This window comes from Nitrosomonas ureae, from assembly GCF_001455205.1.
GTDB lineage: Bacteria > Pseudomonadota > Gammaproteobacteria > Burkholderiales > Nitrosomonadaceae > Nitrosomonas > Nitrosomonas ureae.
Genome location: NZ_CP013341.1, coordinates 1,956,252 through 1,967,887 on the forward strand (window position 1 = coordinate 1,956,252; position 11,636 = coordinate 1,967,887).

The 11,636-nt window shown below is 41.0% G+C and carries 13 protein-coding genes; 11 read left to right on the top strand and 2 right to left on the bottom strand.

Annotated elements, in window-relative coordinates:
* Window positions 1-34: 34 nt before the first annotated feature.
* The 7 genes from flhB to motD all read left to right on the top strand — a co-directional run bounded on the left by flhB (window position 35) and on the right by motD (window position 7,851).
* The gene (gene flhB / locus ATY38_RS08955; protein ID WP_062559004.1) at window positions 35-1,174 is read left to right on the top strand and encodes a flagellar biosynthesis protein FlhB; all 1,140 of its coding nucleotides are present in this window, start codon (window positions 35-37) and stop codon (window positions 1,172-1,174) included.
* Window positions 1,175-1,226: 52 nt separating this feature from the next.
* On the top strand, window positions 1,227-3,308 hold the full coding sequence (flhA, locus tag ATY38_RS08960) for a flagellar biosynthesis protein FlhA (protein WP_062559005.1): 2,082 nt from the start codon (window positions 1,227-1,229) through the stop codon (window positions 3,306-3,308).
* Window positions 3,305-4,606: a flagellar biosynthesis protein FlhF gene (flhF, locus tag ATY38_RS08965; RefSeq protein ID WP_062559006.1), complete on the top strand. Its 1,302-nt coding sequence runs from the start codon at window positions 3,305-3,307 to the stop codon at window positions 4,604-4,606. Before flhA ends, flhF begins: the two co-directional genes overlap by 4 nt.
* Window positions 4,599-5,495, top strand: coding sequence for a MinD/ParA family ATP-binding protein (locus ATY38_RS08970; protein WP_062559007.1), 897 nt, complete (start codon window positions 4,599-4,601; stop codon window positions 5,493-5,495). Before flhF ends, ATY38_RS08970 begins: the two co-directional genes overlap by 8 nt.
* Before the next feature lie 5 nt (window positions 5,496-5,500).
* Window positions 5,501-6,217 (top strand): RNA polymerase sigma factor FliA, encoded by a 717-nt coding sequence (locus ATY38_RS08975; protein WP_062559008.1) that lies wholly within the window; start codon window positions 5,501-5,503, stop codon window positions 6,215-6,217.
* A 63-nt stretch (window positions 6,218-6,280) separates the two neighbouring features.
* Window positions 6,281-7,021 carry a flagellar motor protein gene (locus ATY38_RS08980; RefSeq protein ID WP_062560164.1) on the top strand — a complete coding sequence of 247 codons (741 nt, stop codon included), beginning with the start codon at window positions 6,281-6,283 and terminating at the stop codon, window positions 7,019-7,021.
* 38 nt (window positions 7,022-7,059) lie between these two features.
* Window positions 7,060-7,851, top strand: a complete 792-nt coding sequence (gene motD, locus ATY38_RS08985; RefSeq protein ID WP_062559009.1) for a flagellar motor protein MotD — start codon at window positions 7,060-7,062, stop codon at window positions 7,849-7,851.
* A gap of 81 nt (window positions 7,852-7,932) precedes the next feature.
* Here motD and ATY38_RS08990 read toward each other — a convergent pair whose 3' ends face one another.
* Complete coding sequence (locus ATY38_RS08990; protein WP_338086272.1) at window positions 7,933-8,400, bottom strand: flagella synthesis protein FlgN; 468 nt, start codon at window positions 8,398-8,400, stop codon at window positions 7,933-7,935.
* Window positions 8,397-8,702 (bottom strand): flagellar biosynthesis anti-sigma factor FlgM, encoded by a 306-nt coding sequence (gene flgM / locus ATY38_RS08995; protein WP_062559011.1) that lies wholly within the window; start codon window positions 8,700-8,702, stop codon window positions 8,397-8,399. The genes ATY38_RS08990 and flgM overlap by 4 nt, the downstream gene beginning before the upstream one ends.
* Before the next feature lie 249 nt (window positions 8,703-8,951).
* Between flgM and ATY38_RS09000 the strand changes: the two genes are divergently transcribed.
* The 4 genes from ATY38_RS09000 (at window position 8,952) to ndk (ending at window position 11,617) form a co-directional block, all read left to right on the top strand.
* Entirely contained in the window at window positions 8,952-9,692 is a 741-nt protein-coding gene (locus ATY38_RS09000; protein ID WP_062559012.1) for an EI24 domain-containing protein, read from the top strand.
* Between the two features lie 64 nt (window positions 9,693-9,756).
* The gene (locus tag ATY38_RS09005; RefSeq protein ID WP_235590230.1) at window positions 9,757-10,581 is read left to right on the top strand and encodes a DUF3025 domain-containing protein; all 825 of its coding nucleotides are present in this window, start codon (window positions 9,757-9,759) and stop codon (window positions 10,579-10,581) included.
* Window positions 10,582-10,625: 44 nt separating this feature from the next.
* Window positions 10,626-11,048, top strand: coding sequence for a rhodanese-like domain-containing protein (locus ATY38_RS09010; RefSeq protein WP_062559013.1), 423 nt, complete (start codon window positions 10,626-10,628; stop codon window positions 11,046-11,048).
* Window positions 11,049-11,191: 143 nt separating this feature from the next.
* A complete protein-coding gene (gene ndk, locus ATY38_RS09015; RefSeq protein WP_062559014.1) occupies window positions 11,192-11,617 on the top strand; it encodes a nucleoside-diphosphate kinase in 426 nt (141 codons plus the stop codon).
* Window positions 11,618-11,636 lie beyond the last annotated feature (19 nt).

Here is an 11,636-nt window from a genome sequence, read left to right on the forward strand (position 1 = left end):
ATGATAATTCATTCATAGAAATTTGGAGCTTGCCATGTCTGAAGAAAGTGATTTAGAACGTACGGAAGAGGCCACGCCCAGGCGCCTGGAGAAGGCGCGGGAAGAAGGCCAGGTGGTGCGTTCTCAAGAACTTACTTCATTTACTTTGTTGATGGCTGCAGCTGTCGGGATATTGATGCTGGGTTCGGCTTTGATGGAGAAGCTGGTGAAAATCATGCAATCCGGCATGCAATTGGATCGGGAGTTGGCGTTTCGGTCTGAGTTGATGATCAATCGCTTTTATGAATTTGCGATTGAAGGTTTGATTTCGATTGGGCCACTACTGTTTTTGCTTTTGATCGTAGCATTTTTTGCTCCCATGTTACTGAGCGGCTGGCTTGTCAGTGCTAAGGCGGTTATTCCCGATTTCAAACGCATTGACCCGATAAAAGGTTTTGTTCGTATTTTCTCAATGCGTAGTCTGATAGAACTGATTAAGGCCATCCTTAAAACCATACTCATCGGAGGTGTCGCGGCATTGGTCATTTGGCATAACAAAGACTCCGTGATGGCGTTGCTAACAGTATCCATTGACTTGGGAATTAGCCGCACCGGTGATTTCCTGGCAATGAGTTTTCTGCTGATTATTAGCGCAATGATCATAATAGTTGCGGTTGACGTGCCATTTCAAATTTGGGAACACGCGAAGCAATTACGCATGACGCAAGAAGAAGTTCGTAAAGAATACAAGGAAAGCGAAGGCGATCCGTACGTCAAGGCCCGCATCCGTAACCTGCAACGAGAGGCTGCACGTCGTCGCATGATGTCTGAAATTCCCAAAGCAGATGTCATTGTCACCAATCCGACACACTATGCTGTGGCATTGCGTTATCAGAGTAACATGCGCGCTCCTAAAGTTGTTGCGAAAGGAGTGCATTTACTGGCTGCGCGTATTCGAGAGATTGCTACGGAGCATCGCATACCCATTCTTGAGGCCCCTCCGCTTGCACGGGCTTTGTATCACCACACGGAACTGGAAAGTGAGATACCGGAAAAACTGTATACCGCAGTGGCCGAAGTTTTGGCTTACGTTTTTCAGTTACGGCGATATAACGAATATGGCGGTGCTGAACCGAGGCCACCGGTTGATGTGCCTGTTCCGGATGAACTGGATCAGGCAAAGCTTGCGGTTTAGTTGAGTGAGTAACTTTTAAATTAATTTTTCTTTAAGTTTTTTTTCGGAAACTATGAATACTGCGGTTGCATTGTCATCCTTAGCAAATATTGGTAATTTCAGGACCTTGGCTGGACCAGTCCTGATTATTATGATCCTGGCCATGATGGTGTTGCCATTGCCGCCTTTTATACTGGATCTATTGTTTACCTTTAATATCGCTATTGCCATTATCGTGCTCATGGTGAGTTTATACACTAAGAATCCTCTAGATTTTGCGGTATTCCCGACCATCCTGTTGATCACAACTTTGTTGCGATTATCGTTAAATATCGCTTCAACCCGGGTTGTTTTGCTTGATGGACATACCGGACCCGATGCCGCCGGTAAAGTGATCGAGGCATTCGGACACTTTCTGGTGGGTGGAAATTATGCGGTTGGTTTGGTGGTGTTTATTATTCTGGTAGTCATCAATTTCGTCGTGATTACAAAAGGTGCAGGACGCATCGCTGAAGTCAGTGCACGTTTTACACTGGATGCCATGCCCGGCAAACAAATGGCTATCGATGCTGATTTGAATGCCGGATTAATCGGAGAGGAAGAAGCGCGTAAACGTAGACAAGTTATTTCTCAAGAGGCCGATTTTTATGGGTCTATGGATGGTGCCAGTAAGTTTGTGCGCGGCGATGCGATTGCCGGCATATTGATCATGCTGATTACCATTGTCGGTGGATTGGCGGTGGGGGTAATGCAGCATGATATGGAATTAAGCTCGGCAGCCAAGAACTATACTTTGCTAACTATTGGCGACGGTTTGGTTGGGCAAATTCCTGCGTTGATTATTTCTACTGCTGCGGGTTTGGTGGTAAGTCGTGTGACTACTGATCAAGATCTGGGCGAACAAGTTTTAAGTCAGTTATTCAATCAGCCGCAAATATTAGTAATTACTGCCGGAATTTTAGCCGTGATGGGGCTCATCCCGGGCATGCCAAATTTTGTATTTCTCTTTATCGCTTCCGCCCTGGGCGCAATAGCGTATTGGAAGAAGAAAAGTTCAATCATGCAACCTGTTGAATCTATTGTTCCGGAAATACCAACGATTGAAAAGACAGATGCTAGTTGGAATGATGTAACTCCAATCGATACATTAGGACTAGAAGTCGGCTATCGTTTGATTCCTTTGGTCGATAAAGCGCAGCAAGGGGATCTGCTCAAAAGAATTAATGGCATACGCAGGAAATTTGCTCAGGAAATCGGCTTTCTCCCACCTGTGATACATATCAGGGATAACCTGGAGTTACGACCTAACGCTTATCGTATTACGTTAAAAGGTTCCGTCATTGGTCAGGGGGAGTCCTACTCCGGTATGTATCTGGCGATAAATCCAGGACAGGTCACAATGCAGTTACCAGGTGCGGCAACCAATGACCCGGCATTTGGATTGCCGGCGGTGTGGGTCGAAGCTGCCCTACGCGAGCAGGCGCAATTGCATGGCTACACCGTGGTTGATGCGAGCACTGTAGTAACGACGCATATCAATCACTTGATCCATTCGCACGCTGCTGAATTATTAGGTAGACAGGAATTGCAAAAACTACTGGATCATCTTAATACACAATTTCCCAAACTTATTGAAGATCTGGTTCCAAAATTATTACCGCTTTCAACAGTGCAGAAAGTTTTACATAACTTGCTGCAGGAGAGTGTACATATCCGGGATATGCGTACCATTATCGATGTTTTGACTGAGCATGCAGTTCAAACACAGGATGCTATCGAGCTGACTGCAATTGTCAGAACAGCCTTGGGACGAGCTATTCTTGATCAATACTACCCTGCAGGCTCAGAAGTGCAGGTGATGAGCTTGCATCACGAATTGGAAAATATTCTTAGTCAGGTGATGCAAACTGGTGCAGGGCAAGGCGCTGGGATTGAGCCCGGACTTGCCGATACGTTGTTAAAAGAAGCTCATAGTGCAGCACAGCAGCAAGAGAAGCTCGGATTGCCGATTGTATTGCTTGTTCCGGGGACAATTCGTTTCTTACTGGCTAGATTTTTGCGCCGAGCACTACCTCAATTAAGGGTATTGGCTCACTCCGAAATTCCCGACTCAAGAAGAATCAAGATCACTTCCGTCATTGGAGGTAACAAATGAAAGTAAAGCGTTATATTGCATCCACATCCCGAGAAGCGATGCGTCAGGTTAAAGAAGAGCTTGGCGACAATGCCGTCATATTGTCCAACAGAAAAACCAGAGATGGTGTGGAAATCATGGCATTGGCTGACTCTGAAATGTCTAATCTAGTGCCATCACAGCCCTTACCTGCATCACCTTCAGCGAGTGCTGCTTACTATGAACAAAATAAAAAGCTGAGTAAAGAAATCGCTTCTGCTGAATCATATTCGGAACTGCTTGCGTTAGCGGATGATCAGGAAGGTATTAGAAAAAACACAAATGATGTGATGACAGCTTCATTTGCACGCGACATTATTGCTGAAATTCAAGCCATGAAGAATGCGCTGGAAGATCAGCTGAATGCTGTTGCATGGGGAAATTTTATCCAACGTAAACCGGAAAAGTTGAAACTGCTTCGCACTTTGTTGGACTCAGGTTTTAGCCCGCTATTATCACGCCGGTTAGTAGAAAAACTACCCCCCGAGCTTGATTACGAGTTGAGTTTGAAACAGGCAATGTCTGCATTAGCTTTTAATCTGCACACTGTTGCCAGCGACGAAATAATAGAAAAGGGCGGCATTTATGCATTGATCGGTCCTACAGGTGTTGGTAAGACGACTACGACCGCAAAATTGGCGGCTCGTTGTGTAATCCGGCATGGTGCGGATAGGGTGGCATTACTCACTACTGACAGCTACCGTATCGGAGGTCATGAACAGTTGAGAATCTATGGACGGTTACTAGGTATTCCTGTGCGTACGATTAAAGATACTGAAGATTTGCAAATGACGCTATCGGAACTGAGAAACAAGCATATGGTGTTGATTGATACTGTTGGGATGAGTCAGCGTGATCAAATGCTTGCCGAGCAGATTACGATGTTGAGTAATTGTGGTACCGATGTCAAACGTATGTTGATATTAAGTGCTGCGTCCAATGGGAAAACACTGGATGAGGTGATTTCTGCCTATCATAAAAATGGTATTTACGGCTGTGTCATCACAAAAGTCGATGAAGCTGCGAGCTTGGGTGTGGCACTGGATGCCGTTATTCGCAGGAAGTTGATGCTGCATTATGTCGCCAACGGACAGAAAGTGCCGGAAGATATTCACGCAGCTAATCCGCGTTATTTATTGCATCGTATTTTTAAATCTTCCCCTGGTGATTCGGCTTTTACTCTGCAAGATGCCGAATTTGCTTTGGTAATGGCGACAAAGAATAATACTGAAATAGCGCAATCCGGGAAAAAATCGTCGGCAGGATTGTTCCATGACTAAATTGATGCTGCACGATCAGGCGATGGGGTTACGCAAACTGCCATCATTTCAGGCACCTGATTCAGCGCGTGTTTTTACTATCGCAGGAGGAAAGCCTAGGGTTGGAAAAACCAGTATTGTTGTGAATCTGGCTGTCGCTTTGGCTCGGAAAGGGCGGCGTGTACTGCTGATTGATGAGAATCCTTGTCATAATAACATTTGTACCAGCCTGGGATTGCAGTCACGCTTTGATTTACTCCATGTGATTTATAAGGATAAGAAGTTAAACCAGGTACTTTTGCAGGGTCCTGAGAATATCGCCATATTATCCGCCATGCGCGGTATTCATGCATTAAACAAGTTGAACCCGCTCGAACAAGACTGGCTCGTTAGAAGTTTCTCAGAACTAACTCATTCCGTCGACATTGTTTTGATAGATACGGCTATTGCAGGTACAACACATGTATTGCCGCTAAGTTTGGCTTCAGAACAAGTGATGATGGTGATCTCGGGATCGGCCGCATCCCTTACGGGTGCGTACGTACTGATTAAGATCATGAGTCAGGAGTATACGAGAAGGCATTTTCTCATATTGGTGAATAAAGTGGGATCGGAAGCTGAATCGTTTGCAATTTACCAAAATTTTTACAGAGTAGCTCGTCAATATCTATCGGTCACGCTTGAATATGCTGGCTATATTCCAAATGACGAGAAATTGCGTAGTTCAACACAATTATGCAAGCCTGTGCTGGAAGTATACCCGTCTTCACAGGCTGCAATTTGTTTTGGGCAGGTGGTGCAAAATATTTTACGCTCCTCTTGTCCAGACAAGTATCACGGGGGAATCGATAATTTCATACAACGATTGATTCAAACAAGTCATCTGAGTATGGCCAATTTTATGGTGTGATTGATATGTATACTGCAACTGGAACTAAAGCAATTGATAAAGATCAGTTTATAGCTGAATTTACGCCACTGGTGAAACGTATTGCGTACCACATGATGACTCGATTACCCGCTAGCGTTCAGGTTGATGATCTGATTCAAGTCGGCATGATTGGTTTGCTAGATGCTATCAATCGTTACGAGGGTTCATATGGGCGGCAGTTTGAGAGTTATGCGGCACAGCGCATACGGGGCTCAATATTGGATGAGTTACGTGAGGCGGATTGGTTGCCGCGCAGTATACGAAAAAAAATGCGCCGTATTGAAGCAGCTGTGAATTTATTAGAGCAGCGCAATGGTTGCGCGCCTAATGAACTGGACTTGGCTAAAGAATTAGATATGTCATTGGAGGAATACCATGAAACTTTGCAGAGTGCACGAGGCGCACAATTAATTTATTACGAAGATTTTCAACAAGATGATGAAGAGCCTTTCTTGGATCGTTTATTTATTGACTCTGAGGGAGATCCTTTAAATACGTTGTTAGACGAGAATTTTCGCAACCAATTGATTGCTGCGATTGATAATTTACCTCCTCGGGAAAAACAGATGATGGGGATGCATTACGAGCAGGAAATGAATTTAAGAGAGATTGGTGAAGTGCTTGGAGTCAGTGAATCCAGAGTTTGCCAACTGCATACTCAAGCCATTGCAAGGCTTCGTAGTCGTTTGAGAAATCTTTGAGAAGTAAGAAATGCTGATTATCCAGTGATCTGATTGGATTTTGGGATGAATAAAAAATCAAAGATGGATGTGAATAGTGTTGCCGGTATTGTATTGGCTTTTGTTGCGATCATCGGCGGACAGTTTCTCGAAGGAGGACATGTTGGTTCTTTATTACAGGTAGCAGCTTTTTTGATTGTTATGGGAGGCACTGTTGGCGCTGTATTGTTACAAAGTCCAGTCAAAGTTTTTATCAATGGAGTCAAAATGGTCAGCTGGGTATTTTATCCCCCTGAAAATTCTCCACAGAGCCTGATTAAACAAGTCGTTAATTGGTCCAACATTTCACGCAAAGAAGGGTTGTTGGCGCTGGAATCGCATATATCTACGGCTAAAGACGCATTCTCAAAGAAAGGCCTACAACTACTTGCTGATGGAAGTACTCCGGAGAAATTACGTGAAGTCTTGGAAATTGATATCATGGCTTTAGAGACACACCAACGGCAGTCTGCACGAATTTGGGAAGCAGCTGGCGGTTATGCTCCAACCATTGGCATTTTGGGCGCTGTGTTGGGTCTGATTCATGTGATGGAAAATTTATCAGACCCTGGTTTGTTGGGTAATGGCATTGCAGTGGCTTTTGTAGCAACCATTTACGGTGTCGGTTTGGCCAATCTGGTTTTCTTGCCAATTTCAAATAAGCTAAAAAATATTATTAGTGAGCATGTCATTATGCAAGAAATGATGATGGATGGTTTTGTCGCTATTGCAAACGGTGAAAATCCTCGGTTGATAGAAAGTCGACTGAGAGGATATTATATTTAATACCCTGTTAAGGGTTAATTTCATTATTAGGCTATGGAATGATAAGAAGAAAGCAGAGGAACGATGAGCCCCCTGACAATCAAGAACGCTGGCTTGTATCTTATTCAGATTTTATAACCTTATTATTTGCTTTTTTCGTAGTAATGTATGCAGTTTCATCGGTAAATGATGGTAAATATCGCGTATTAAGCTCTTCATTGGTTAACGCATTTAAAAACAATAGCTCATCTACTTCTGAATCTCCACAAACAACAGAATTTTCACTTCTTCAAAATGAGCATTCAAATCAAGGTAGTTTGATCAAGCTCACAGATAATTTCAATACTCAAAAAGTAAGAAAACAAGAGAAGATGAAGGGTATGGCTAAAAATATTCTCCATGCGCTGGAACCATTAATTAAAGATGGTCAAGTAAGAGTGACCCAAAATTCTTTAGGAATCACAGTTGAAATTAATGCCAGTGTTCTTTTCTCGCCAGGGCAAGCTAGGCTTGCCGAAAACTCAGTCCTGTCACTTCAAGCGGTTGCAAATGTGATCAAAGGCCACGAGCATGAAATTAATGTAGAAGGCCATACAGATAATTTACCTATAAATACAGAAAATTTTCCATCAAATTGGGAATTATCATCCGCACGTGCAAGCAGCGTAATCAGGTTATTCATTGAAAAGGGCGTTGAAGCTCATCGGCTTACTGCAATAGGTTACGGTGAAAATAGACCAATAGAAAGCAATGAGACATTTGAAGGGAGAAAAAGAAACCGTCGCGTGACGGTTATGATCTTATCGACCGATCCTGATAAGATAACGGAAATTCCTATCGTTGAAAATTAGGTGAAGGGATCTTTGATTTAAAGATACTCATCTTCATCTCTATCCTCGGAATAGCAAATGAGATTGTTCAGAGGGTGTACCCTAAATATAGGGCTGGCCTTTAGGTCCATAAAGTGCAACATTACCTGCTGCTCCATGTAGCGCAGCAAAAGACCGTAGATTGTGTTGCAGTCGATTTGCAATAATCAAACCGTTAGAATAAGTGAATTGTCGGGCCGTTTTGGCAAGATCTAATAATTCTTTCCATAAAGCTTTTATTTCGGAAAAACTGGAGTTTTGCTCAGCTAATTCAGTTAGCCAAGAGTCTATACTCTTTCTTTCTGTAGGTAGTCCTATTTTCAGGAAAAAAACGTTACGATGATCATCATGTTGTATTAGTTCTTGAATCAGTTTTGTTTTATTGGAAGCGAGGTGATCTATTTCTTCTAGTTTTCCTTCAATAAGAGCGCTTTCTTCTTTTTTAAGAATTTCTATAAAAATACGTAGTGCATTGCTTTCAGCTTTCAATTCATTCATGAGGTACGTAACGTCTGTGCAGCAAGGCATCATGCAGCACCTTTTTTGGATTGAATCAACTCTTTTACTGTTTCAAGCAATCTGTCGGCAACAGCTTCCGGATTAATTTGAAAATTTCCTTCACTTATAGCTTGTTTTATTTCCATAATACGTGCTGTATTTACATTTGAGCCACTTACAGTAGTACTGTGGATTGTTTGTAGTTTTGTAGCATTAGGGCTTAAATGCACGCTATTTTCTTGGCTCGTATTCGGATTCGGCGTAATATCAGCACGCCTTTTTCCATCATTAACAGATACAATTGATACGGGCTGTAAAGATTTATCTATTTTCATTTTTATACCTCATAGCAAATTCATTAAATATATTATCGGCATCTTTATTTAGAACTTTAGAACTAAAGTGTTTGCTGTAGCTCTGTAGTATTAGGGTAAATGATTTACAATAGTCTAGGTGACTACGGTGTTAGTTAGTAGGAAATTTAGAAGTTTTAAAGAAAATATATTTTTCAATTGGTTTCTCGTTAGTCATGGTAGTGTCCTCTCTTGTGTTGAGCCTATGTATTACTTTATATCAGCAGTAAAATGTCTATAATATTCAGAGCAATTATGAGTGCATTTCGTGATTTGTTTCGTTTAAGAATTGCATGGATTACTGTTTGGCCGATTGTAGCTTCATTACTGTTTTGGTTGATAGTCGGATTTATTTTTCAAAATAATTTTTCTAAAATAATTTATCAGATTTTGGACAAAATTGGTGTTGGTGAGTGGCTGCAAAATTTGGAACCAGATTGGATTGCGTCAATAGTTCTAGGGTTATTTGATGTTTTAGTGCTTATTCCTCTTGTAATCGTTTCGACACTGATTATTACGGCCATATTTGTATTGCCGGCATTAATTGGTTTAGTGGCGCGCCGTTTTTATCCCGATTTGAAGCGTGAGTATGGCGGGTCTATTAGTGGCAGTATTGTCAATGCGGTAATTGCCAGTATTGTTTTTATATTCATCTGGGTAGTTTCGTTGCCATTGTGGACGGTTGGAGCAGGAATTATTATCCCTTTCATCGCTGCAGCTTTTATGAATCAACAATTATTTCGCTATGATGCGTTATCGGAACATGCTACCAAGCACGAAATTAACAGAATTTGTTCAGAGAACAGATATTCATTATGGGGGCTCGGGCTGTTGACGGGTTTGGTGCAATTTATACCTTTTCTTAATTTATTGGCTCCAATTTTTACTGCACTTGCGTTTATTCATTTTGGACTAGAACATTTAAAACTTTTGCGCGAGGAAGAAATGGCAAAACAAAATATTAATCAATAAAAAATAAACTTTCAGATACTCAAACAAATTTCTTTTTTGATCAAGTTTCTTATCAACTGTGAAAATGCGTAGTTGGGATCCAAACTTTATGGATCTTTCGCTTATATTTGAACCTTTTTCATATTTGAGAAAGGATTTCTCAAATATACAGTGCTGGCCTGAATTTAATGAGCTGAATAAATTATGTTCCTTGTCAAATCAACAAATATATACTCGATCAGGTAAATCTATTTTATTTATACCTCAGGCAATTGTGAAACATCACCATGAACAAAATTATGAATCGAAAATTTATTTGACCGGTCAAGTGCAAACTAGAGCTAATAATTGGCATGATTTTTTTAATGCTTTAGTATGGAAAATATTGCCGCGTGCTAAATCAACGCTTAATCAATTGCATTATCAAGCGCAATTATCTAATTTAGCGATTAAAACAGGGAATAGGTGTAAATTAAGAGATGCAGCAACGCTTTTCGATGAATCTGGCGTCATTATCATCAGCAGTCACGAATTATTGATTCGGCTAATAAAAGGCTTCAAGTGGAAAGAATTGTTTTGGCGGCAGCGTACTACCGTATTATCATCAATGCGGTTTTTTGTTTTTGGCCACGGAATATACGAAAAAGCACTAAACCCTTATATAGGTATGACTGGTAAAGCAATTATTTTCAAAGTAAAGGAAGATTTTTTTTTGCAAGATTTATTTAGTCAACTCGATTCAGTTGATTTAATGCTGGAACAATTTTTGCTATGTGCACTGTCATCCAGTGCTGATCTGACGCCAATTCCATTGTTAGGTTATCCAGGGTGGGATGCAAATAATTGCCATGAATCCTATTATGAAAATAAGGAATATTTTCGTGAGCGTCGTCAATCTGGGCGCACTTAAAAAATTACATTTTATTCTGAATAGCTTATTACTAGAAAATTGAAATGAGAAAATTCTTAGTAGCGCTATTAATTGCGTTATTTTTTATCGTCACTATATCTAAGGCGGATAATTTATCGCCAGAAAGTGTTGAAGGTGCGCGTACTGTAAGTACAGAAACTGCTAAGTTACTTTTCGATAAGGGATATTTTTTTCTGGATGTTAGGGGCTTGAGTGATTATAGAATGGGGCATGTTCCTGGTGCGTATCATCTTTCTGTAAAAAGTGATTTTGATGAGCAAAAATTAAGTGTAATTGTAAAAAAAGATCAACCTGTTGTGATGTATTGTAACGGTACTTCGTGCTTGGGTAGCTCAATTGCGATAGAGAAAGCAATTGGGTGGGGATGGACAAATATTTTTTATTATCGTGAAGGTATTAAAGATTGGAATTCGAAGGGATACCCGATTTTTGCGATAAGGCCATAATTTTTTACCATCCATGGATAAGTTTCTTGTAGAAATTCTGATGAAAATACTTTTACTTAGAACAGTGACTATGTGTTTTTGCGAACAGGGTAGGTATTTTGTTAAAATGTAATGTTAAATTTACTAATTTATTGGAGTATTTAATGGCAATTGAAAGAACTTTATCAATTATTAAGCCTGACGCTGTTGCAAAAAATGTGATTGGACAGATTTATTCTCGTTTTGAATCAGGTGGCTTAAAAATTATTGCTGCACGGATGGTACATTTGTCACAATCTGATGCGGAGCAATTTTACGCAGTGCATCGTGAGCGGCCGTTTTTTAACGATCTGGTTAGCTTTATGATATCTGGGCCCGTGATGGTACAAGTATTGGAAGGGGAGGATGCGATTAAGAGAAATCGAGATTTAATGGGGGCAACCGATCCCAAGAAAGCTGAAAAAGGGACTATTCGTGCTGATTTTGCTGATAGCATTGATGCAAATGCAGTGCATGGTTCAGATGCATTAGAAACGGCAATGGCCGAAATTGCCTGTTTTTTCCCCACATTAAATATCTATTCTCGTTAAAAGTAATGAGTATCTAAAT

Coding starts and splice junctions, on each gene's coding strand:
- flhB (WP_062559004.1), top strand. CDS start 35: ATGTCTGAAGAAAGTGATTTAGAACGTACGGAAGAGGCCACGCCCAGG.
- flhA (WP_062559005.1), top strand. CDS start 1,227: ATGAATACTGCGGTTGCATTGTCATCCTTAGCAAATATTGGTAATTTC.
- flhF (WP_062559006.1), top strand. CDS start 3,305: ATGAAAGTAAAGCGTTATATTGCATCCACATCCCGAGAAGCGATGCGT.
- ATY38_RS08970 (WP_062559007.1), top strand. CDS start 4,599: ATGACTAAATTGATGCTGCACGATCAGGCGATGGGGTTACGCAAACTG.
- ATY38_RS08975 (WP_062559008.1), top strand. CDS start 5,501: ATGTATACTGCAACTGGAACTAAAGCAATTGATAAAGATCAGTTTATA.
- ATY38_RS08980 (WP_062560164.1), top strand. CDS start 6,281: ATGGATGTGAATAGTGTTGCCGGTATTGTATTGGCTTTTGTTGCGATC.
- motD (WP_062559009.1), top strand. CDS start 7,060: ATGATAAGAAGAAAGCAGAGGAACGATGAGCCCCCTGACAATCAAGAA.
- ATY38_RS08990 (WP_338086272.1), bottom strand. CDS start 8,400: ATGATGCCTTGCTGCACAGACGTTACGTACCTCATGAATGAATTGAAA.
- flgM (WP_062559011.1), bottom strand. CDS start 8,702: ATGAAAATAGATAAATCTTTACAGCCCGTATCAATTGTATCTGTTAAT.
- ATY38_RS09000 (WP_062559012.1), top strand. CDS start 8,952: ATGTCTATAATATTCAGAGCAATTATGAGTGCATTTCGTGATTTGTTT.
- ATY38_RS09005 (WP_235590230.1), top strand. CDS start 9,757: ATGCGTAGTTGGGATCCAAACTTTATGGATCTTTCGCTTATATTTGAA.
- ATY38_RS09010 (WP_062559013.1), top strand. CDS start 10,626: ATGAGAAAATTCTTAGTAGCGCTATTAATTGCGTTATTTTTTATCGTC.
- ndk (WP_062559014.1), top strand. CDS start 11,192: ATGGCAATTGAAAGAACTTTATCAATTATTAAGCCTGACGCTGTTGCA.